The sequence below is a fragment of the Chitinophaga sp. S165 genome (assembly GCF_003182155.1).
Lineage (GTDB): Bacteria > Bacteroidota > Bacteroidia > Chitinophagales > Chitinophagaceae > Chitinophaga.
The window spans coordinates 186,967-209,681 of sequence record NZ_QGTG01000004.1; the positions used below are offsets into that span (position 1 = coordinate 186,967).

At 44.4% G+C, this 22,715-nt stretch carries 17 protein-coding genes and 2 tRNA genes; 10 read left to right on the top strand and 9 right to left on the bottom strand.

Features of this window, described 5'->3' with window-relative positions; genetic code table 11:
• The first annotated feature begins 111 nt into the window (after positions 1-111).
• Positions 112-921: a hypothetical protein gene (locus tag C7475_RS18130; protein WP_146217583.1), complete on the top strand. Its 810-nt coding sequence runs from the start codon at positions 112-114 to the stop codon at positions 919-921.
• An 18-nt stretch (positions 922-939) separates the two neighbouring features.
• A complete protein-coding gene (locus tag C7475_RS18135; RefSeq protein ID WP_146217584.1) occupies positions 940-1,635 on the top strand; it encodes a hypothetical protein in 696 nt (231 codons plus the stop codon).
• A 203-nt stretch (positions 1,636-1,838) separates the two neighbouring features.
• Here C7475_RS18135 and C7475_RS18140 read toward each other — a convergent pair whose 3' ends face one another.
• Positions 1,839-3,233, bottom strand: a complete 1,395-nt coding sequence (locus C7475_RS18140; RefSeq protein WP_110054805.1) for a S41 family peptidase — start codon at positions 3,231-3,233, stop codon at positions 1,839-1,841.
• A gap of 20 nt (positions 3,234-3,253) precedes the next feature.
• Positions 3,254-3,784 carry an RNA polymerase sigma-70 factor gene (locus tag C7475_RS18145; RefSeq protein WP_110054806.1) on the bottom strand — a complete coding sequence of 177 codons (531 nt, stop codon included), beginning with the start codon at positions 3,782-3,784 and terminating at the stop codon, positions 3,254-3,256.
• Between the two features lie 154 nt (positions 3,785-3,938).
• Between C7475_RS18145 and C7475_RS18150 the strand changes: the two genes are divergently transcribed.
• The 4 genes from C7475_RS18150 (at position 3,939) to C7475_RS18165 (ending at position 6,536) form a co-directional block, all read left to right on the top strand.
• The gene (locus C7475_RS18150; protein ID WP_110054807.1) at positions 3,939-4,541 is read left to right on the top strand and encodes a DUF4254 domain-containing protein; all 603 of its coding nucleotides are present in this window, start codon (positions 3,939-3,941) and stop codon (positions 4,539-4,541) included.
• A gap of 3 nt (positions 4,542-4,544) precedes the next feature.
• Entirely contained in the window at positions 4,545-5,591 is a 1,047-nt protein-coding gene (locus C7475_RS18155; protein ID WP_110054808.1) for a glycosyltransferase family 9 protein, read from the top strand.
• 68 nt (positions 5,592-5,659) lie between these two features.
• Positions 5,660-5,730 (top strand) — tRNA-Gln (locus tag C7475_RS18160).
• 413 nt (positions 5,731-6,143) lie between these two features.
• Complete coding sequence (locus tag C7475_RS18165) at positions 6,144-6,536, top strand: acyl-CoA thioesterase (protein ID WP_110054809.1); 393 nt, start codon at positions 6,144-6,146, stop codon at positions 6,534-6,536.
• A 104-nt stretch (positions 6,537-6,640) separates the two neighbouring features.
• Here the strand turns inward: C7475_RS18165 and C7475_RS18170 are convergent.
• The 4 genes from C7475_RS18170 to C7475_RS18190 form a co-directional block, all read right to left on the bottom strand.
• A tRNA-Gln gene (locus C7475_RS18170) sits at positions 6,641-6,711 on the bottom strand.
• Between the two features lie 228 nt (positions 6,712-6,939).
• Entirely contained in the window at positions 6,940-7,941 is a 1,002-nt protein-coding gene (locus C7475_RS18175) for an acyltransferase (protein WP_110054810.1), read from the bottom strand.
• Between the two features lie 199 nt (positions 7,942-8,140).
• Positions 8,141-8,800, bottom strand: coding sequence for a bifunctional 2-polyprenyl-6-hydroxyphenol methylase/3-demethylubiquinol 3-O-methyltransferase UbiG (locus tag C7475_RS18180; protein WP_110054811.1), 660 nt, complete (start codon positions 8,798-8,800; stop codon positions 8,141-8,143).
• Positions 8,801-9,268: 468 nt separating this feature from the next.
• Entirely contained in the window at positions 9,269-10,066 is a 798-nt protein-coding gene (locus tag C7475_RS18190) for a TerC family protein (RefSeq protein WP_110054813.1), read from the bottom strand.
• A gap of 259 nt (positions 10,067-10,325) precedes the next feature.
• On the opposite strand from C7475_RS18190, the gene C7475_RS18195 reads away from it, so the two are divergent.
• From C7475_RS18195 to C7475_RS18205, 3 genes are all read left to right on the top strand, one after another.
• Complete coding sequence (locus C7475_RS18195; protein WP_110054814.1) at positions 10,326-11,024, top strand: HAD family hydrolase; 699 nt, start codon at positions 10,326-10,328, stop codon at positions 11,022-11,024.
• Positions 11,025-11,173: 149 nt separating this feature from the next.
• Positions 11,174-13,510, top strand: a complete 2,337-nt coding sequence (locus C7475_RS18200) for a family 78 glycoside hydrolase catalytic domain (protein ID WP_146217585.1) — start codon at positions 11,174-11,176, stop codon at positions 13,508-13,510.
• Positions 13,511-14,084: 574 nt separating this feature from the next.
• Positions 14,085-14,879, top strand: a complete 795-nt coding sequence (locus C7475_RS18205) for a hypothetical protein (RefSeq protein ID WP_110054816.1) — start codon at positions 14,085-14,087, stop codon at positions 14,877-14,879.
• Between the two features lie 349 nt (positions 14,880-15,228).
• Here the strand turns inward: C7475_RS18205 and C7475_RS18210 are convergent, their stop codons facing one another.
• From C7475_RS18210 to C7475_RS18220, 3 genes are read right to left on the bottom strand one after another with little or no spacing between them, the layout of a single operon-like run.
• The gene (locus C7475_RS18210) at positions 15,229-16,146 is read right to left on the bottom strand and encodes a hypothetical protein (protein ID WP_110054817.1); all 918 of its coding nucleotides are present in this window, start codon (positions 16,144-16,146) and stop codon (positions 15,229-15,231) included.
• 37 nt (positions 16,147-16,183) lie between these two features.
• Positions 16,184-16,819: a response regulator transcription factor gene (locus tag C7475_RS18215; RefSeq protein WP_110054818.1), complete on the bottom strand. Its 636-nt coding sequence runs from the start codon at positions 16,817-16,819 to the stop codon at positions 16,184-16,186.
• Positions 16,794-18,854, bottom strand: a complete 2,061-nt coding sequence (locus C7475_RS18220) for a sensor histidine kinase (RefSeq protein ID WP_110054819.1) — start codon at positions 18,852-18,854, stop codon at positions 16,794-16,796. The genes C7475_RS18215 and C7475_RS18220 overlap by 26 nt, the downstream gene beginning before the upstream one ends.
• A 445-nt stretch (positions 18,855-19,299) precedes the next feature.
• Between C7475_RS18220 and C7475_RS18225 the strand changes: the two genes are divergently transcribed.
• Positions 19,300-22,710: a SusC/RagA family TonB-linked outer membrane protein gene (locus tag C7475_RS18225; RefSeq protein WP_110054820.1), complete on the top strand. Its 3,411-nt coding sequence runs from the start codon at positions 19,300-19,302 to the stop codon at positions 22,708-22,710.
• Positions 22,711-22,715 lie beyond the last annotated feature (5 nt).

Consider the following 22,715-nt stretch of genomic DNA (forward strand, 5'->3'; position numbering starts at 1 on the left):
CAGGGCTGTTATTTTTATTTTCCTCAATGAAAAATTAGATGCTTGAACAGCATAAGCAGGTGATATTTTATCACCTGCTTATTTAATAGGGTTTTAAAATTTTAAATGATCATGAATAAAGAATTTTTTTTGCTTAGAACATTTTTTACAACAGCTTTATTGATCTGCGTTATCACGCTATTTTATTCCTGTAAAAAAGACGGTGAACTGATGAAGGCTACAGAAGTAGTGAACATATCAATTACCAGTTTTTCTACAGATGCAGCAGCTGCTTTTGCAGTGGTAGTTAACGATGATGTGGTGGAAGATAGCTTATATAACGGTGGAAGCGCTTCAAAATTGGTTGCGAAGGCTGAGAGCATGCAGCATATAATTATCAAGGACCATTTTACTGATGCTGTCCTGATAGATACTTCAATCGCTATACCTGGAAAAACAGCCTCTCTCACTTTATTGCAGTTGAATGCGGATAGTGATCCTATACTGGTGGGGCAAAGTGAAGAAGACATCCCGGAAAATCACAGGTTACAAGCAATCTTCTACACTAACGATATATTGCCTGACTCCATTGGCTTCCAGGTTTACGGAGTTCACTACGATCCTAATACTTTTGAATTGTTAGGGGTTGATACGCTTGCAACATATCCAAAGATAAAGAAGGGCGAACTCTCTGAATTTATGCTGATAGAAGACAATCCTGATCCTTCAATAGTATACTACTTCTTTCAGCCATTGGATGTTAATACGCAACAGGCGTTGCCGAATCAGGCAGTGCCATTTGATCCGGTGAATTATTCAGGTGTGCTGTTCCCTATTGAAACTGGTGCGACCGGAACAGAGAAACATTATATCAATGATATTTCGGCTACAGGCTCACCGGAATTTTTTGATATAACTTCTATCAGATTAATTTCTTACTAATATAATCAGGTGCATACAATGAGTACGCTAGTCAGGAATATAGGATTAAGGATGGGATCCGGTATTGCCGGTATCGCCGGTTTACTATTATTGCTGTTCACTGCCTGCTCAAAGGATGACGCTTCTAGCCCTATTAGATCCATACAAGCCATTCCAGCTATGGATACGCTAAGAGGTTTTATCGGGGAGAACACTTTATTGACTAATAGCCGTACCTGGTACATAGATGGCTGGGTTTACATTGCCAATGAGGCTGTGCTGAGCATCGAACCAGGTACGGTATTAAAAGTACTGAAGAACGATCAGAAGAATATTGATGGTGGATTGATCATCACCCGTGGAGCTAAGATCATTGCCCCGGGTACACAATATGCGCCTATTATAATGACCTGTAATGATACGGTTATAACTTACCACGCAGTAAAAATGGCAATAGTATTGCTGGGTAAGTCGCCAGTGAAAGCGCCTTTATCTGTCATCACAGGTTTTGGCGGGTTAAACGGAAGTCTTGCTTATGGAGGCCAGTTGCCGGATGATAGCTCCGGCCTGTTGCAGCATGTAAAAATTATTTATCCCTATATCCTGCATAAGCAGATTGCCAGGCAGGATAGCTTGCGCGCGGGTGTGTTCCCGATGGGTACAGGAAGTAAAACGATCATCAAGAATATAACATTAAGACAGGTAACCCCGGATATACAGATCAAACTGAGATAGCCATTGAAAGATGTTACATATTATAGCTGATATGTTATCAACGAAGATTGATTACAATTGTTTTGTTGACCCCATTTATTTCACCTACAGATATGCGAAGATTAGGGCTGGTAAGTAAGCCGAAAGCACAATCACATGAAGTTATCCTGGCAGTTGAACTGCATGGAGCAGTGGAATATTTTTTCTCCTGCTCCATACAGTTTTTAATGAGGAATGATCATCAGACTGCCATCACTTGCTTTTTTACGGCTATCATAGTAAGATCGGGAGAGGGGAGTGGTTTCAGGAGTTACATTTCTTATTCTGCCTCCTCCATCAATTAGCTGAATAGCTTTGGCAATAAGCGGATCAGTTGAATCTCCCAGTGGTTCCAAAGGGAGTGAGTTTAATTCGTTTATCTGATAGTCGGGAGCTATACCTCCTGCATAGTTACCCTGTCCTGCAGCATTGGATAATAAATAAGTGATAGGATAGAGCATCCAGGAAATACGCTGGGGCGTTCTCATATCTGTTATTATTACCGAGGCTTTATCTTTACCATAGGTCCGTTCTCCTATTGTAACAACCTGCATGTAAGGTTTCAGGTTATTGATCACTGCTTCTGACGATGATGTTGTGAGAGATGTGGTGATCACAAAGACACGTTTGAGTGACAGGCGTCCCGGGGTAAGATTAGCGAAGGAAACAAATTTGCCACTTGATGGTACTAACAGCAAATTTTCAAATGAAGCGGATTGATTCCCCATTTTATTATTGCCACTGTATTTTATAAAGATACTTTTTTCCGTAATGTCCGGAGCAGCAAGCGCTGAAAGGACGGCAGCCGCTGTCAGGCTACCACCTGGATTATAACGCAGATCAATGATCAGTTCATTGACCTGATTGTTTTTGAAGTGGGTAAATGCAGTTACCAGATCATCATCAAAATAATCTTCGAAGTAATTATAAAAGATGTAGCCCACTTTCTTATTCCCTACGTTCCATATCTTTTTCACATACAGCGGATTTTCCAACAACAGTTTGTTTCTTAGGGATATTTCGTTCAGTTCTGTAACCGAAGAGCCATTAATGGCAGCTTTGGTAATTGTACCATTTGTTGCCTTCATCAATTCACTTTCCAGTTGTAGTGCGTTATTGGCCGTGAGCAATTTTCCGTTGATACGGGTAAAGTAGTCCCCTCTGTTTAATCCATCCAGATTTGAATCACTGCCGGGGATAACAAATTTGATCAGTCCAATTGGCTGCGATGTTCCGCCGACAGAGACGACGGCATAACTGAAACCATAGACGTGCAGCAGATCTTTCTGAATAGTGCCGGAAACATTGTTAGCATCGATCATTTGAGAAAAGCTGTCGGTCGTTTTTCTCAGGCTATTAAAGAAATTCATGGCAGTCAGCTGTGTGTCAGCGTGTCCCGGTAAGCCATCATTCCACAGGTAATAATACCGCATGCTGTCCAGTATCCAGTTGTTTGTTTCCTGTTGGGTAACCGGACCTGTGGGGGTGGGTGGAGGTGCGTCATCCTTACGACATGCAAATAGCAGTGCCATGACGCCAGAGATGCATACGATCTTACGTGGGAAAATCCTTAAGTCCATAAAAGGGTTTTAATGTCGCGCTATTTAGTTTCCATATCGTAATGTACCATTAGCTCCCGCTTTAATGATTGCAGGGCAAGGGTCAGATGATTTCTTACTGTAGTAGGTGAAAGTGAAAGCTGGCTGGCTATTTCTTTATTACTTTGTCCTTTGTCACGACTGAGGATATAGACATTCCGCCGCTGTTCGGGCATTTGTTCAATAACCTTGTGCATATGCTGGTTAAATTCTTTTCTCAGCAATGCGTCTTCTTCAGCATTATCATTGCTGATGGTCTGGTTTTGAGAGATCTGGGACAATTTTTTTCTTTCACGGTACAGTTTACGGGTTTCATCAATGACAATGTGTTTGGTAAATACGAACAATAGCGGGAAGACATCCTGTCCTTCCTCAACTTTATGCATGTTTTCCCAGAGCTTGATGAAGCACTGCTGGGTTATTTCCTCCGCCCGTTGCCGATCGGAAGTAAGCTTGAATGCTAACCGGTACACCTTTTCCCTGTTGGCTTCAAATAATTGACCAAAGAGTATTCTGGATGGGTTATCAGACATATAGTTTGATATGTGGTTGCTATAATGGAAAATAAATGTAAGAAGTACATGTTACTTGAATGTTAAGAGTCTGTACTGCTGCATTTGGGTGGTAACTGGCGCGGTATGGGAACGCGTCTATGGACTATTTCACCAAAATATATACTTTTGCCCCATGTCTACAGAACTGTACAATCAAATATTTGATCAGAGCATTGCTGATTATCATGTGCATAACAGCGTGCATCAGCCTATCCAGAACCCTTACGAAAAGACGGCTATAGAGCACCTGCTTTATCTGAAAAACTGGATCGATACGGTGCAGTGGCACCTGGAGGACATTATCCGTGATCCGTTGATCGACCCTGTAAAAGCATTGGAAATCAAGCGTTGGATAGATCGTTCTAACCAGGAACGTACAGACGTGGTAGAGTATATCGACAGCTATTTTCTTGATACCTACAAAGATGTGAAGCCAGCAGCTGATGCGATCATCAATACCGAGAGTCCTGCCTGGGCGATAGACCGCCTGTCTATACTGGCACTGAAGATCTATCATATGCGTGAGGAAGCGACCCGTCCGGACGCTAGTCCTGAACACCGGGAGGCCTGCCAGCGCAAACTGGACATTCTGCTGGAGCAGCGGAGAGATCTGGGTAGTGCTATTACGCGGTTGCTGGAAGACATTGCAGCTGGCAAAAAGTACATGAAAGTGTACAAGCAGATGAAGATGTATAATGACCCTGCCTTAAACCCTGTTCTTTACAAGGGAAAATAATATATGTCAGAACAATTGAGAACGATACTGTCTATCCGCTTTTCTGCTATGGGCGACGTGGCCATGACCATTCCGGTGATGCAGCAGGTCCTGGAGCAAAATCCTGACATACAGATTGTTTTTGTCTCTAATAAGAACTGGGGGGCTTTATGTGCAGGCATTCCCCGGCTGATATTCTTTCCGGCCGATCTGAAAGGTGCGCATAAAGGCTTTAAAGGGTTGTACCGGCTTTTCAAGGCTATCCGAAAGTCCTGGAAGATTGATGCTGTGGCCGACCTGCATCATGTTTTACGTTCTCAGATCGTGCGGACCTTTTTCCGGTTGACGGGCTGTCCCGTGGTTTTTATTGACAAGGGAAGGGAGGAAAAGAAGGCCCTGGCGAGACCGGAGGAGAAGATATTGATGCCGCTGACCAGCACTATAGAGCGGTATGCTACCGTATTTCGCAATTTAGGGCTATCCCTGACCATTAATCAAACAAGAGCACCATTTGGCCGTCAAGAGCTTACAGGTGAAATAATGGCCATTACAGGGCCTAAAAACGGGGACAGATGGATTGGACTGGCGCCCTTTGCTACCTATAAGGAGAAAACCTATCCTTTGGAAAAAATGGAGGAGGTGCTGGCAACGCTGGTAAAGTATCCGCAAACCAAAGTATTGTTAATGGGAGGTGGGGCTGCCGAAGTAGCGCAACTGACTACGCTGGCTATTAAATACCCGGATGCTGTGGTAGTTGCCGGGCGTTTTTACCTGCCTGAGGAGATGGTCATTATCAGTAACCTGGATGTGATGATCAGTATGGATTCGGCCAATATGCACCTGGCATCCCTGTTTGGTGTACCGGCAGTTTCCGTTTGGGGAGCGACGCATCCTTTTGCGGGGTTTATGGGATTCGGGCAGAGCGAATCGAATATTGTACAGCTGGAAAGCCTTTCCTGCCGGCCCTGTTCGATATTTGGCAATAAACCCTGTTTCAGGGGGGATCATGCATGTATGGAGTGGATCCCGCCTGCTGCGATCGTAGATAAAGTCGTCAAAGTGGTGGAGTGAGGAAAAAGTTTCAAAAGTTTTTTTTGTGGAATAAGAAAAAATACTAATTTCGCCATCCCAAATAACGATGTCCTATAGTATAATGGTAGTACAACTGATTTTGGTTCAGTTTGTCTAGGTTCGAATCCTGGTAGGACAACAGCTAAATGGCAAAAGCCCTTGTAAGTAGATACTTGCAAGGGCTTTTTCGTTGTAGCAGGTGGTGAAGCCGTGGTAAATATTTATTTATCCTTATACAGTGCCCGAATAGGTTATTTATAGGTTTCATATAAGCTTACTAAAAGGTCACCAAAAGGATATTTAAAGGGCATTTGTATATCAAATCGATATTGAAGTGACCTTTAGATGATATTTTAATGACAATTAAGTATAGTTATACGTAGCTTAAACCCCATAGTTGATATTGAGGATGAAAGACATATGAATGCCTTAGTTGATGCCCAGAATTTCAGGAGTCATGAGCGGAGATCATTGTTTGAGAATTGATTAGCAATTTGCTGCATTGTGTTTTAATTTTGCGCCATATCCGGGACGGCAAAATTATTTGAGCAAATGAACTTTTATACGCGTAAATGGGTGAAACCAGAGGATCTGAATGCACATGGGACATTATTTGGCGGTAGCCTGCTGCGTTGGATCGATGAAGAGGCAGCTATTTATTCTATCATTCAGTTGGGTACAAACAGATGTGTGACGAAATATATGTCTGAGATCAACTTTATTAACTCTGCAAAGCAGGGTGATATTGTAGAGTTGGGGATCAAGGCAACCCATTTTGGGAGGACCTCTTTAACACTGACCTGCCAGGTAAGGAATAAGATCACACAGAAAACGATCCTGACCGTTGATAAGATGGTATTCGTAAGTGTGGACGAGAATGGTACACCAACACCACATGGACGTACACAGATCACTTATACTGACGAACGGCTGAGAGAGGATTGATCTTTATAAAGGAAAGTGTATTCAGAAATAGACAAAGGTTAACGGGTTATCATAACGAAAAAGCCCTTGTAAGTGAACACTTACAAGGGCTTGCTAATTATTTGTTGTCCTACCAGGATTCGAACCTAGACAAACTGAACCAAAATCAGTTGTACTACCATTATACTATAGGACAGTGTTATGGGGTATCACAAAATTAGCATTAAAAATGAATAAACGTCCTAAGAATTATATACATGGATGCCTGACGCTATCAGTGTACGGAATAGGAAAGAAGATGCGTCAAAATAAACGAGTTTCTTAAGCATTACTTATATGATCACCTGTCATTAGGTATAAAAATAAGGGAGCCGGTATCAAGTAAGATACCGGCTCCCTTATTTTATTTCAAATGCATTATTTGTCAGGAAGTCGCCAGTACCGGAGCTTTCTTGCGTTGTCCGTAAGAGATCTTGTTTGATCTTTCGCTGAACGTCCGTTCAATATATTTCCAGAAAATCACTCCGAGAACAAGACAAGTGACCAGGGTGATGCTGAACAATATGATGGCAAATTCCGGCTTTACATATCTTGAAGTGAGATTGATCAGTTTAACACCTATCGGGAAGTGTATCAGGTACACAGAATAGGAGATCTCTCCGAGGAAATCGAAGGCCTTATGTACCTTGCCTGTGTACAATAGAATAACAAGTATTGTGAACGCAGCTGCTATTGTAGGCGCGGCACCATAGAAGATGAAGCAGAACACGGTTATTGCTGCAATACAGCCCATTTCAAACCAGCTCTTTCCTTGTCTCATGTAAATCAGATAACCTGCGATGCCGATAATGAAATATAACAGATGCTGGAACAGGTCGAGGTAGTTTACAACAGGCGTTTGGCTGATGAGCATAAACAGCGGAATGCTTATTGCCAGTGTCAGTCTGGGATACTTTTGCAGTATAACGAAGTACAGACCGATGAAAAGGTAGTATTGTGCTTCCACCTTCAATGTCCAGAATACAGGATTGCTATCAGGATAATGCAGATAGAACAAGCTCTGGATAATAGAGGTGAATGTTTCAGGGAATGGTATATGCTTAACTGCATTTGACGCTGCCAGTATGATTAGTGTAAGCGCCAGTGCGATCAGATATGGCGGATGAAGACGCATAGCCCGTTTTAACAGGAATTTCCCGTAGTATTTTATCTGGTAACCTGCTTTATCAAGACTTAAGGGAATAACAAAACCAGATATTACGAAGAAGATCTGTACGCCGTATTTGCCATATTCATGAAAGGCATCGAACATGCCGCTTAAGGCATTACCTTCAGCAAAGGGATTTCCAAAATGACAAAAGCACACAAGCAGTACAGCCAGTCCTCTTAAGAAGCTAAGGCTTTCAACTTTTCTTTTAGTTTCCATAAATTGTTTTTCGGTCGGAGTACAGTTAAAATGTGGCTGTAAATATACTCTTTTTAAGATGTTACAAATGGTGAAAATATTACTTATAATAGTAGTCTTGACGTAGTCTGGTGATTATGAATTACGTATCTGATATGAAATTATCAATAAGACTTTCAAAGAAAGGGGCGCTGGCGTGCCATTGAATGGAGGAAGGAGACTAGGCTTTTTCCAGTACGCTTCCTTTCAGGAAGTTCATTTTAACAAACGAGGCGGTTTCTTCGAACCCTGCGTCCAGCCATTGTTGTTTACATTGTGGATTGGCGTATAAGATCTTTAGTGGGCGCTGTTTTCTGCGTAGGCTCTCTTCGACTTTACCTATAAATTCTTCCATGATGACATGATCGAACGGGTTAAAGAGGAATATGACGCCAACTGTTTCGGGAATGGTATAAGCACGGGCGTCCTGGCAGGCAAGATTGATCCTGATATGTTGGTATCGGGCATATAGGATATCCCGCATTTTTATGGCTGCATTATAGAGCCTGGGGGAGAGGTCTATACCAGCGAGTGCAGTAAAGCCATATGCGGCTCCCATTGCTAATACGCGCCCTCTGCCGCAGCCTACGTCTAGTAGGGTAGTGGCCATGTCGGCAGGTTCGAGGCGGTCAAACAGCCAGGTAGCAGTGTAGTAGTTAACTGGTTCATACATGGCAACGTGTTTCCTGTCTTCTTTGGAAACATCTGTCGTAAGGTTGTCTGTGCCAATGGTCCGGATGGCATATTTCTTTTCTCCCCGGATCTCATGCCTGATGATGAAAACGGCCAGACCTAATCCCCAGTGCCATCCAACGTATAAAAAGTATAAGAGGTATCTCATAAAAACATATTGATACGCTTTTAGATTACAGTGGGTGTTTTTGTTTATTTCAGGATTGTAGGGTTTAAGGCAGTAATATCGTAATATAAGTAATTTATGTGAGATGAGGGCAGGGCAATGGGCACGGGGGTGATTGCATCGTTGAGAAGGAGGCGGTGATTTGCTTATTTCGGGACTGTGAGGGTCCAGGAAGTATTATGAGATAAGCAATATATGCGAGATGAAAGCATTGAGGCAATTGGTATAGAGTGGCTACCATTGGAGGAACAGGGGTACCCCGGCTCAGATCTTTCCCGAAGGGAAAAATATATGTCCCGGAGGATAGATTTATGCATTCAAACACGTGACCTTGCTATGGCAGGCAAGATGAGGGAAACGTTCCCCGGGTATGGGAAGTAAGTCGCTTTAAAGCAAAAAGCTGCCCTATGGCGGACAGCTTTTTTATAATTTGTATAAAGTTATATACGGTTATTCTTTCAGTCTTGGCTGATGCAGCTTTACCGGTTTGCCGGATTTAGCTTTCATTTTCAGGTTCAACATTTCTATGAAGACAGAAAACGCCATTGCGAAATAAATATATCCTTTCGGGATATGTTGTTCAAAGCTTTCCGCTATCAGTGATACGCCAATCAGCAACAGGAAGGACAAAGCCAGCATTTTTACTGTTGGATGTTTATCAACGAAATTGCTGATGGCTTCGGATGCCAGCACCATTACGCCTACTGCGATGATCACTGCAACGATCATGATCTGGATATGATCGGCCATACCTACTGCGGTAATAACAGAATCCAGCGAGAAAACGATGTCCAGGAGTAAGATCTGGATAATGGTCTGTGTGAAGCTGACAGGTTTCGGATTAGCTTCCAGGTGTTCCCCGCCTTCCAACTTTTCATGTATCTCAGCAGTACTTTTATAGATCAGGAACAATCCACCGATGAGCAGGATGAGGTCGCGACCGGAAATAGCGGTAGCTTCCAGCCATTTCTCATTATGAATACCGATCCATTCACCTACATTGAACAGGGTGGTGGTTAATGACATGATCCAGCTGATGGACAGCAGGAGCAGTATGCGGACGAACATGGCGAGGGTCAATCCGAGTCTGCGGGCCTTTTTTTGCTTCGCGGCAGGCAATTTACCCGCCATGATAGAGATAAATACGATGTTATCAATTCCAAGTACTATTTCGAGTACGCTTAAGGTTAAAAGGCTGATCAATGAATCTATTGTAAACAGGCCTTCGGCGGAAAATAAATCTCCCATGATTAATGTGCATTATAGGTTTGATGGCGCAATCTTACAATTTTTTAAGCTGATCACGAAGTTTATTGAGAAATTGGCGATGTCAGCCGTTAGCGTATAACCGGGATAACCTGCTGACAGGCATGCTTTTCTATGACGCTATCAATTAGGGTATCACAAAATCTGCGCCACTGCCGCGGTGAACTATAATGGTGAAAAAAAGGAGGAAAAGCGGCGTTAATTGGATACTTTTGTTGAAGTAACCCTTGTTAGACGATATATGAATATAAAAGTAATTGCCTTTGATGCGGACGATACATTGTGGATAAACGAACCCTATTTCCGCGAAACCGAAGCAGCGTTTTGCCAACTGATGGAAAGTTATCTACCTCAGCATACTGCAGCACGTGAACTACTTCAGACCGAGATTAAAAATCTTTCCCTGTACGGTTATGGTATTAAAGGATTCATCCTGTCGATGATAGAAACAGCATTGACAATATCCAATAACACTATCGACATCCGTGCCGTTGAGAAGATCATTGAGTTTGGTAAGGACCTGCTGGCCAGACCGGTGGAAGTACTGGAAGGCGTGCCCGATGTATTGTCAGCCCTGAAAGATAATTACCGGCTGGTGGTGGCCACCAAAGGCGATCTGCTGGACCAGGAACGCAAGTTGCGCAACTCCGGTGTACTGCATTTCTTTCATCATGTGGAAGTGATGTCGGATAAACAGGAGGGCGACTACCGGAAATTATTAAAACATCTCGATATTAAACCCGAGCAGTTCCTGATGATCGGTAATTCATTAAAGTCGGACGTGTTGCCGGTACTGGGGATCGGGGGGCATGCTGTTCATATTCCGTTTCACACTACCTGGGAACATGAACATGTAGATATACATATTGATAATCCTAACTTCAGACAGATAGATCATATTTCCGAAGTGCTGCCTTTGCTATATGCCATGTATTCCTAATGGAATAACTCCTTTTTATTGATTCTCCATCCTATACTGTCCCACTACCAGCGGGACTTTTGATGCTTATTTATTAAGCAGGATTTACTATTTTGTAGCCCACGTTAGAATTCCATATTATTCACTACAGGTCAATAAACTTTTAAACATTGAGACTCACGCTGTCTGCTATTTTTATTTTGATCAGCTGTATGGTATATGCACAGCATCCCGATTGGAAGGGAGGCTGGATCACCAATACAGAAGACACTACTGCTACGAAGGCGCCTTATTTCAGAAAGACATTCAAGCTAAAAACGAATGTAGCCAGTGCCACTGCTTATGTTGCAGGCGTAGGATATCATATCGTATATGTGAACGGCAAACCCGTTACTGATGCTGTACTTGAACAGGCATATACCCGTTATGATAAACGTCTTTTATACAAGGTATACGACGTTACTGCACTACTATCCAAAAGCAATACCAATACACAAAGCATTGCTGCGGAGTTGGGGAATGGCTGGTATAACATCCAGTCGCACGCTGTATGGGGTTTTCAGAATGCTCCCTGGAGAAAGACTCCACGTATGTTGTTAGACCTCGTTGTAAAGTACACCGATGGCACCAGTGAAACCATTGCCACTGATGATAGCTGGAAATGCGCCACCGGCCCGAGTCAGTTCAACTGTTTGTATTCGGGCGAGATATACGATGCACGTCAGGAAGTACCGGGATGGAATACGCCGGCATTCAATGATTCCCGTTGGGCGAATGCGTTAAAAACATCTTCTCCCGGAGGTAAGTTGCATGAGCAGATCATGCCATCTATTAAAGTGATCCGCCGGATCAAACCTGTATCTGTAAAGAAGCTGGGTAACGGCAGGTATCTTTTTGACATGGGACAAAACTTTGCCGGTGTGGCCACACTGAATGTTAGCGGTAAGGCTGGTACCAAAGTGACGATGTATTACGGGGAAGTATTGAAGGACGGAGAACTGGACATGAAACATAATACGGAACATATGCGTAGCATGCCTGGTGAATTGCGTTTCCAGACAGATGTGTACTATCTGAAAGGCGGAGGCAAAGAAACCTTTACGCCTCGTTTTGTGTATCATGGTTTCCAGTATGTACAGGTAGAAACTGACAAGCCGCTTGTACTGGACATCCGATCACTGGAGGGTTTATTTTACAGTACTGCCTTTGAAGAAGCTGGTCACTTCACCAGCTCTGACATTATGGTGAATAAACTGTATGCTGCGGCACGCCAGTCTTATCGCAGTAACTTCTTAAGCATTCCGACTGATTGTCCGCAACGTGAAAAGAACGGCTGGACGGCTGATGCACATATATCCACTGAAGTAGGTCTCTGGAATTACAAAGCTGCTGATGGTTACCGTAAATGGCTGGATGATGTAAGTGACGCTCAGTTACCTAGCGGCTCCATGCCTGGTATTGCGCCTTCTAATGGCTGGGGCTATGATCAGCCGGGTACTGAAGAACATACTTTCGGGCCTGCCTGGGGTAGTGCACTTAGCTATGTAACGTGGTACATGTATCTCTACAATGGTGATACTGCCTTAGTGAAGAAGCATTATGATGCGATCAAAAAGTACACTGACGTTGTAGCGAAACAGGCGCAGGGTTACCTTTTCAAATGGGGGCTTGATGATTGGATGTCGCTCGTAAAAACACCTACTACTTTTACCTCTACTGCCTACTTCTACACGGATGCTATTCTTGTTGCAAAGATGGCGCGCGTGTTAGGCAACAAGGCAGATGAAGCGACCTATAACAAACTTGCAGACAGCATCCGTACCAGCTTTAACCGTACATTCTTTGATCCGGTGAGCGGCCATTATAAAGATAGTACTATGACGGCGTTGAGCGCTGCCGTCTTCCATGAATTAGCTTCGCCTGCTGCTGCAACAACTGCCGCATCTCAACTGGCGGCTAAAGTGCAGCGTAGTAACTATCATGCTGACTTTGGCGTAATGGGTACGAAGTATGTTTTGCCTGTTCTTAGTGAGCATGGTTATGCTGATATTGCTTTCCGTATGTTAACTGATACTGGTTATGCCGGATGGGGACATTGGATCGCTAATGGCGCTACTACTTTGTTTGAAGACTGGCCTGGTGAGTTATCTCATAACCATATCTTCTTTGGTGATTACTGTGCGTGGTTTTATAAAACACTTGCTGGAATCCGTCCGGATGAGCAAGCACCTGGGTTCAAACATTTCTTTTTACAGCCTGCTTTTGTGAAGAAGCTGAATTTTGTGAAAGCGGATTATGAGAGCCGTTATGGCTTGATTAAATCAGAATGGCGGCGGAATGGAAAGTCTATCAGGCTTTCATTTGAAGTACCGGCCGGGACGATGGCTACGTTGCGTTTGCCGGCGGGCACGATATCTGAGAATAGCAGGCGCGCGACTGCTTATGATAAAGCGTTTGAGATTGAGTTGAAGGCTGGGAAACATAGTTTTGATTTTTCTGCGAAATGATTTTATGTTGTTTTTGGAACGCCTGGTTTTTGCCAGGCGTTTTTTTATGCGCATGCAGACCGATAACTGCTTTCTCAAGTTTTCGCGATATCGAGGTTTTTTATGGGGGTTTACGGTAGTGCTCTGTCTTCTGGTTGTAACTGGGACGCGAGTGTGGGATGCTGTGATTCTAGTGTTGACCTTCTAGCTCGCGGTTGCAGGTGGGATCACTGGCTGTAGTTCTTTGAAGTATCTTAATTATTAAGCATTGGGGGGCGGATAAGCTTTAGTATTTCAATTAAACCCCTATCTGTCGCATCAGCATACTTCAAACAACTAAGGCCAGTGATTCCCACCTGCACCGCTCACTGCGTCCGGTCTCCAAAATAATAGCAGAACTTCCATTATGCTTATTGAGCACGATATTCCTATACAGCATTGCTGGCAAAAACGGCATATCCGGCAAAAGCGGTATATCTGGCATAAACCGCATAATCGGCATATACGGCAATGAAGTACGCTTTAAACATGACGTTACCCCGGCGTTAATACGGCGTATCCCCTTAGTGTCTTACATTCGTATAAACTACATCATATGCCGAAATTTATTGGTGTTCCTCCCTTTGTTGGGACTCAGGATAATCTCACAATATATCTTATGAACGGGGAGTATATTGTCCGCACTAAAAGCTCGCTTACCGGTAAACGCGTTAAACGTGATCCGGCGTTTGCTAAAACAATGATGTATGCAGGATGGCTTAAACAAGCATCAAAGATTGCTTCAGTCGTATATCAGCAGATGCCATCTGATGAACGGATATATAAGCAGTACAGACAACTTACCGGGAAAGCTATGTCTCTGCTGAAAGAAGGATTCCATGTAGCAGATGTCATCATCATGCTGGAAGCTGTTTATTTGCCCCAATTAGTGAATGATAATTCATGTAATGGAACAGGTTACACGCATACCAACGCAAATACTAGTAATAACAGTATATGTACTATCCACAATGTTGGAAGGACTGAATGTGAGTGCAAATGTGTAGAAGCAAGTTATAATGGAAATAAATATAAAAGGACGAGCGATATTAAGAGTAAAAGGAATGATAAGCAGAATAGAAGAGGAAACAGGATGTATGTGATAGATAAATTCAGCAATGTAAATGAGATAGCAAATAAGGCAAATAAGGTAAATAAGGTAAGATATGAATCTACACAGCCTTGCTATTATTTTGGAGACCGGCCGCAGCGAGCGGTACAGGCGGGAATCACTGGCCTTAGTTGTTTGAAGTATGCTGATGCGACAGATAGGGGTTTGATAGTTCAACTAAAGCCTAACCGCCCCCCAATGCCAGATAGTAAGGGAACTTCAAAGAACTACAGTCAGTGATCCCACCTGCAACCGTGAGCTAGAAGGTCAGCGCTAGAATTACAGCATTCCATATGCGCGATCCATGAACCACTTGCAACCGTGAGCTAGAAGGTCAGCGCTAGAATTACAGCATTCCATATGCGCGATCCATGAATCACTTGCAACCGTGAGCTAGAAGGTCAGCGCTAGAATTACAGCGTTCCATATTCGCGTCTAAAAGCACTTGAAACTGTTAGCAGGAAAGAATTACTATTAGCTTATATACGCATCTCAGGAATTGTTAGCAACGATGAGCAAGAACGAATCCCTCAAAGGCCGCGTTATAATCACTAATTAAAGGAACACACACAGCGAATTTTTAGCTTCGCTAAAACTTATGCGGATAGTAATTTACTGCCGGTTTCTTGCCTTCACTGATCGTTATATACCCTGAATTATCAACAGTAAAAGTAACTCCTTCACCCTGCTTCTCCGGTACATATGGCAGCACAACAGCAGGACGCGACATCGCAGTCTCTACATTTTCCTCCGCATTACGATGCCAGTAGAAGATCTGATTCCTGTTCTTAATAACAATGTGACGACCATCCTGTGAAATATCACCGGCAGTAACCCATGTATAAGGGACGGAGCCGACCTTTTGGAATATCGCCCTGTCGCCATCTTTGAAGTCTAAAGGGGCCTTGTAGATGCCAACAGCCTTTTCACGTTTGCTGACAATATAAAAGCTACGGGAAATAGGATCTACCATAAGTGTTTCCGCATCGCGTGAACCATCCGCAAAAGAAACATACAGTATCTCGGGTTTGATATTCGCTTTCTGCGCAGGTACCTGCGAAGGCACAGGAAAGCGTAAGATCCGCGTACGCAGATCGACCTGGACGTTGTTACCAATGTCGCCGACATAGACATATTGTTTGTGTGGAACCGGGCCGGAACTTTCGGCAATATCTTCCCAGTCGCGGTTAGATACGCCGTCCATGTGGATGGTACTAACGAGTTGGCCCTTGTTGTCCAGCAAGTATACTTCGGGTTTGTTACCGCTGTCGTTGTGTGTCCAGAAATGGCCGGGAAGAGCTTTGCTGGCAGCAATGCCGGACGCCTCGGCAATGGCGGGCGACTGTACAATGCCAAGCACTACGGGTTTGACGGAGCTATGGGAAGATGCCGCATGTTCGGATTTCTTTCCTTTTTTCTTGTCCTTATCTTTCTTCTTCTGTGCAGGCGCTGCGATGGCGATGGAAAGTGTCACCAACAGCAGGCTGCTAAAAATCCCTTTTCTCATTATACGATACTACGAAATAATGAGCATATAACCCATTCTAAACCAGTCCTGTCTGTAAAGCTACCTTTACGAGTCCGGCGGTATTTTTTACCTCGAGTTTGTGCAGGAGGCTGATACGGTGGTTCTCTACTGTATGCAGACTGAGAAAGAGTTTGTCGGCAATTTCCTGGTTGGTATGTTCATCAATGATCAGCTGTAACACTTCTTTTTCCCTGCGTGTGAGGGTGGTTGACTTCTTTTCTGATTTCTTGTTACGGAACATGTCCTCTATGAGCAGCTGATTGAGCACAGGGGAGAGGAACTGGCCGCCTTTATGCACGGTTTCTATGGCCTGGAGGATGGTGGTGTCATCAGAGTCTTTGAGCAGATACCCCATACATCCTACTTTCAGCATCTTCTTTACCTGGAAGATGACATCGGAGCTACTGAGCACGAGGATGTGCACCTTTGGATAGTTTTTTACGATGCTGGCAGCCAGTTCAGGGCCGGTCATATCGGGCAGGTGCATGTCCAGCAACAATACGTCGGGCTGTCTTTCTTTGATGCCCTTCAGCAGGGCGGTGCCATTGGCATAGATGTCGGTCACTTCAACATTGGCAGCATCACGTAATATGCTGCAGATGCCATTAGCTACAATGGGGTGATCGTCAGTAATCGCTAGTTTTATAGGCATGTCTGGCAGTATTTTCTTTAAGCGTAATTTCTATATGTACACTGGTTCCCTCGCCAGGCACACTGTCTATATGCAATTCCCCGTTCAACGAATTTACGCGTTCCCGGATAGTTTTCAATCCTATACCATCTGATTGTGATGCCCCCAGCATGCCGTTGCCATCATCTTCAACAGTAACAGCGAGTTGTGTATCGTACCAGGCTATCTGTACGATGGCATTTGTAGCATTGGCATGCTTCAGGATATTATGGATCAGTTCCTGGATGACACGATATATCGTCAGTTCGGCATTCCTGGAGAGGCCGGATGCGGTGCCGATAGACTGGAAGGAGATATCCAGCGTATGACCTTTCCGGACACGTTCACAGAAGAGGGCAGTAGCTTTGGACAGTCCTTCCTGTAACAGGATCTCTGGCATAAGGTTGTGGGCTGTTTTACGCAGCTCTACAGAGGCTTCTTCCAGCAGCTGTAATACTTCCAGGAAATCGTCGGTAACATCGGTGGTGGTATGCCGGCGGAAGATGGCGCTGAGACGTGTACGGATAGTGCCGAGTGTACCGCCCATGCCGTCGTGCAGATCGCGGGCGATGCGGCTGCGTTCCTTTTCTTCTCCGGCGATCATGGCCTGGAGATTACCGATCTGTAATTCCTGCCGGAGGTTACGGATCTTCTCGGCCTGTAGTTTCTGTTTGTTAAGATTGTTGCGGTAGATCAGAAGGCTGACCATCAGGATGAGCAGCAAGCCGGCGGATACACCGATGATGAGCAGGTTCTTTGTTTTGATCCTGCTTTCATTGCGGGTGATGGCCAGTTGTTTTTCTGCCAGTTCTTTATTCTTGTCAGCAATGCGGTATTTCATTTCCAGGTTGTACACCAGTTCCAGCTTTTCCACTTTCATCATGCTGTCCCGGATGGCGCTGTATGTTTTTCGGTATGCTGCAGCCTTTTTATACTGGCCGAGTGCTTCAAAGGCGTCAGCCATTACCTGGTTGCCACGACTTGTAAGGATGTGCACCATATTTCGCTCGTGGGCACTTTGCAGGGCGGGCACGGTAATAGCGACCGCTTTGTTGTATTGCTGCTGCATCAGGTAAGCCTGACCGAGACAGATGTTGGCAAAGATCAGGTGGCGGTTGGAAGCAGGTGTATTGGGAGGAAAAAGGGCTTTTGCTTTTTCCAGGTATTGAATGGCAGGCACAGGGTTTTTGTCGTCCAGGTAGGTGAGGGCTGTATTGATCAGCAGACCGGCTTCCATACTGGGAGAGATCTTTGTTGACTTGCCCATTTGAATGGAGTACTGACAGTAGTAGCGGGCGGAATCATTCTTCGTGACATTGTTGTAGTATCCGGCTTTATAGAAGTACAACATCATCAGGGCGGCTGTATCCTTTTTTATTTTGGCGCTATCGATCAATACATTGATATGCCCCATTACCTGCTGAATGTGCATATCGTTGGAGATATTCTCGTTGATGTTCAGCCAGAAGTCCAGCAGGCTACAATATACCCTGGTCTGCATCCTCCTGTCCTTTACCTGGTTAGCTTCCAGTACATCGAGCGCTGCGTAGCGGTAGAAGGCTGATGAGTCATATTTTCCCCTGTAGTAGAATGTTTGCGATAAGAGAATATAGAGGTCGACCTTTACTTCAATTCCTTCTTCATTGCTTTCACAATAATGTAATGCAAGGCGCTCGCATGAGAGGGCCTTGTCCTTTTCATTGTTGTTATTATAACAGAGGGCCAGCCCGGACAAAGCTCGGGCAACCCCGTTGTTGTACCGCAGCATACGGGCATCTTCCATGCTTGCATAATACAGGCGCATAGCAGTACTCGTAGCAGTATCTCTTTTAGAGCCTGCCAGCCTCAATATGCTGTCCACATTCTTCTTACTGGTCTGCGGATGTGTGACGGTTTGTGGTAATCGGTCTTTTACCGTTTGTGCGGTAAGGGATAAACTATTACCTAAAAGGAGCACCAGTAAGAAAAGCAGCGCCCAACGGACACGTCCGTGGTTGTTGTTACTAAGGTTACCCATGATCAGAAGTCATTTCTTCCTCTTTGTGGCATTATTGGCAAAGCATACCTGTAAAATTGACGGTTATCACAGGGCCTGTAAATAGATTTGGTTGCGACAAAAGGATTTTCCTACAAAACAGACGTTACGAATATAATTCCTGGTTGATTCCGAGAGGTAAGATAATAATTAAATAGTGGTTTACCACTATTTTCTATAAAAGCGGTTTACCCGGATGGAAGAACGTTGTCAACTGAATAATTTTAGCTTTTGGAAAAAGGAACATAGTTGGAAACAATGTCAAGGGGGAATGGATGGAGATGAGTATAAAATCGTAACAGCCTGAATCTAATGCCTGATCTGTAAACTAACCCAATAGAAACGTCAATCTATTGTAGTACAAGGAACAACCAGAAAGTAGAATTTTTACAACAACCAGTATCTATTCAGTAAATCAGCTATACATATGACATTACCTATGCATGGTAATCAATTGACGGCGCCGTTAAAAAGACGCCGGCAGGGAATTATTACGGTAACAATATTGTTATTACTATCCGCCAGCGCTCATGCCGCTGGTACAACCCATCCGGCTAACGGCCGTACAGTAAGAGATACTATTCCTATGAGCGTGGCAAAGGGACGTGTGACCGGCGCCGAAGAAAAAATTGCATTACCCAATGTATCTGTAGTCAATGTATCTACACGCAAAGGGACAGTAACTACTGTGGATGGAGATTTCGTGATATCCGCCCGCTCCGGCGACAGTCTCCGTTTTTCCTATATCGGCAAACAGTCTAAAGTAATAGTGTTCAGCGGACAATCAATATTGAACATGGTATTGAGTGGTACGGAAGGCTCTTTGTCTGAAGTGGTGGTAACCGGTTATCAGAATGTGGACAAGAAGAAATTTGGCGGTTCGGCCGTATCTCTGAAGGCAGAGGATGTGAAGCTGAATGGCGTGGTGGATGTAAGCCGTATGCTGGAGGGCCGTGTTGCCGGGGTATCTATCCAGAACGTATCCGGTACATTCGGTACGGCGCCTAAGATCCGTATTCGTGGTGCATCTTCCATTAATGGCGATAACAAGCCACTGTGGGTAGTGGATGGTGTAGTGCTGGAAGATGTGGCCAATATTTCAAACGATCAGCTTTCAAGCGGAGACCCCACCACCTTATTAGGTTCTGCGGTGGCCGGTTTGAACTCCAACGACATTGAAAGCTTCGATATCCTGAAAGATGCTGCTGCTACTGCATTGTATGGCGCCCGTGCTATGAATGGCGTAGTGGTTATCACAACCAAAAAAGGACGTGCCGGTAAAACGTCCGTTGCTTACAGCGGCAATTTCAGTACTCAGTTGAAACCTACCTATGGAAGCTTTAATATTATGAACTCCGCCAGACAGATGTCAGTTCTGGCGGAGCTGGAGCGGAAGGGGATTCTTACATCCGACATCCTTTCCCGCGGCGATGTAGGTGTGTATGGAAAGATGTATGAATTATTGCAGGCAGATGAAAATGGGAATTATGGTCTGGAGAATACGCCTGAAGCACGTAAAGCCTACCTGCTGAAATATGGAAAAGCGAATACGGACTGGTTTGATATCCTGTTCCGTAACAACTTTGTACAGGAGCATTCTATAAGTGTATCTTCCGGTACTGACCGTTCCCAGTCTTACTTCTCCACCAGTTACTATGGCGACAATGGCTGGACACTGGCGGATAAGGTTCACCGTTATACACTGAACTTCCGTAACAACTATAAATTCACCGACAGGCTGTCTGCCGGTTTCTCTACCCTGGGTTCCGTGCGTCAGCAGCGTGCTCCGGGCGCATTGGCCCGTAACAGCAATCCTGTTGAGGGGCAGTATGACCGTGACTTTGATATCAATCCATTCAGTTATGCGCTGAATACCAGTCGTACGTTGAGAGCTTATGATGAGAAAGGTCAGAAGGAGTATTTCAGACGCAACTTTACTGATTTCAATATCATTGACGAGCTGCAGAATAACTACCTCTCCCTGAATGTAATGGACCTCCGTTTACAGGGTGACATCGGATGGAAGATCACCGATAAACTGAAATGGGAATTCGTAGGTGCATTGCGTTATGTGAAGTCTTCCCGTGAGCATCAGATCACAGAAGACGCTAACATGGCTAATGCATACAGGGCGGCAGATAATGCTACTATTGCGCAGAATAATAAATTCCTGTACAGAGATCCTGAGAACCCGGATGCGCCGCCAGTGATCGTACTTCCAGCTGGTGGTTTCTACAACCGTACGGAAGATCAGTTGCTGAACTATGACTTCCGCAATACTTTGACTTACCGGACTACTTTTGGCGGCAACCACAATGTGAACGTACTGGCCGGTCAGCAGGTAAAGTATGCTGACAGACAGAATGCATCTAACACTGGTTACGGTTACCAGTATAATAACGGTGGCGTACCTTATATAGACTACCGTATCCTTAAACAAACAATAGAAAGCAATTTCCCTTATTTCGGGATGGCCCGCGATTATGACAGGTTTGCGGCTTTCTATGCAACAGCAGATTACTCTTACGGCGATAAGTACAGCATCAGCGGTAATGCCCGTTATGATGGCTCCAATCGTTTAGGAGCTTCATCCAGTGCGCGCTGGCTACCTACATGGAGCTTTGCCGGCCGCTGGAACCTGGACAGGGAAAGCTTTATGCAGAATGTAAGGGGAGTTGATTACCTGTCACTCCGTGCGAGTTATGGTCTGACTGCAAGTATGGGACCTGCTACGAATTCTAACATCGTATATCAGACAGTAAACAGCCGCCGTGCGCACCTGAATGAGGTGGAATCGGTGATCCAGCTGGCGCACTTAAAGAACACTGAGCTGACCTGGGAGAAATTATATACTACGAACCTGGGTGTGGAAGCCGGTTTCTTTGACAGACGTTTGAACCTGACACTCGATGTGTATAGCCGTAAAAGCTTTGACCTTATCAGCATTATCAAGACTGCCGGCATTGGTGGTGAATTGTATAAGGCTGCTAACTATGCTGATATGGATTCGAAAGGTATTGAAGTGATGATCGGCGGTGAAGTGATCAGGAAGAAATTGTGGGGTTGGAAAACGAACCTGACCTTCAGTTATAACAAAAACAAGATCACCAATGCGAAGAACACTCCATTGATCTTTGACCTGGTAGCAGCAGAAGGTGGTAACAAGGAAGGATATCCTGTACGTAGCCTCTTCTCACTTGATTATAAAGGACTGGACCCGCATACAGGTAAGCCAAGTTTCGTAACGCCTGATGGTCATGTAAGCTCTGATATAGATCTGCAGGACGATGTTACTGACAACCTGGTATACCAGGGCGCGGTTGATCCTCCAATCATTGGTGGTCTGAACAATACTTTCCGTTATAAATCACTATCACTGAATGTATTCATGACTTATCAGTGGGGAAACAAGATCCGTCTGTACCCTGCATTCAAAACATCCTACTCTGATCTGGACGCTATGCCAAATGAGTTTTATGACCGTTGGGTAATGCCGAAGGACGAAACAAAGACAGATGTTCCTTCTATCCTGGACGCTTATGAGAAGACCTTACTTGGAGGTGCTTACCCTTATAACAACTACAACTTTTCTACTGCGCGCGTAGCGAAAGGAGATATGGTACGTCTGAAAACAGTATCCCTGACCTATCAATTGCCTAACAGTTTTATCAGAAGAACAGGATTTAACAGCCTGGCATTAACCGGTGCTGCGAATAACATGTGGCTGATCTATTCAGACAAGAAGCTGAAAGGGCAGGACCCCGAGTTCTTCAATACCGGTGGTGTTGCACAACCGATCCAGAAGCAGTTTACATTATCCGTTAAAGTGGGCATTTAAAAACA

Bases quoted from the DNA above. Each gene is read 5' to 3' on its own strand.
- C7475_RS18130 (WP_146217583.1), top strand. From the start codon at position 112: ATGAATAAAGAATTTTTTTTGCTTAGAACATTTTTTACAACAGCTTTA.
- C7475_RS18135 (WP_146217584.1), top strand. From the start codon at position 940: ATGAGTACGCTAGTCAGGAATATAGGATTAAGGATGGGATCCGGTATT.
- C7475_RS18140 (WP_110054805.1), bottom strand. From the start codon at position 3,233: ATGGACTTAAGGATTTTCCCACGTAAGATCGTATGCATCTCTGGCGTC.
- C7475_RS18145 (WP_110054806.1), bottom strand. From the start codon at position 3,784: ATGTCTGATAACCCATCCAGAATACTCTTTGGTCAATTATTTGAAGCC.
- C7475_RS18150 (WP_110054807.1), top strand. From the start codon at position 3,939: ATGTCTACAGAACTGTACAATCAAATATTTGATCAGAGCATTGCTGAT.
- C7475_RS18155 (WP_110054808.1), top strand. From the start codon at position 4,545: ATGTCAGAACAATTGAGAACGATACTGTCTATCCGCTTTTCTGCTATG.
- C7475_RS18165 (WP_110054809.1), top strand. From the start codon at position 6,144: ATGAACTTTTATACGCGTAAATGGGTGAAACCAGAGGATCTGAATGCA.
- C7475_RS18175 (WP_110054810.1), bottom strand. From the start codon at position 7,941: ATGGAAACTAAAAGAAAAGTTGAAAGCCTTAGCTTCTTAAGAGGACTG.
- C7475_RS18180 (WP_110054811.1), bottom strand. From the start codon at position 8,800: ATGAGATACCTCTTATACTTTTTATACGTTGGATGGCACTGGGGATTA.
- C7475_RS18190 (WP_110054813.1), bottom strand. From the start codon at position 10,066: ATGGGAGATTTATTTTCCGCCGAAGGCCTGTTTACAATAGATTCATTG.
- C7475_RS18195 (WP_110054814.1), top strand. From the start codon at position 10,326: ATGAATATAAAAGTAATTGCCTTTGATGCGGACGATACATTGTGGATA.
- C7475_RS18205 (WP_110054816.1), top strand. From the start codon at position 14,085: ATGCCGAAATTTATTGGTGTTCCTCCCTTTGTTGGGACTCAGGATAAT.
- C7475_RS18210 (WP_110054817.1), bottom strand. From the start codon at position 16,146: ATGAGAAAAGGGATTTTTAGCAGCCTGCTGTTGGTGACACTTTCCATC.
- C7475_RS18215 (WP_110054818.1), bottom strand. From the start codon at position 16,819: ATGCCTATAAAACTAGCGATTACTGACGATCACCCCATTGTAGCTAAT.
- C7475_RS18220 (WP_110054819.1), bottom strand. From the start codon at position 18,854: ATGGGTAACCTTAGTAACAACAACCACGGACGTGTCCGTTGGGCGCTG.
- C7475_RS18225 (WP_110054820.1), top strand. From the start codon at position 19,300: ATGACATTACCTATGCATGGTAATCAATTGACGGCGCCGTTAAAAAGA.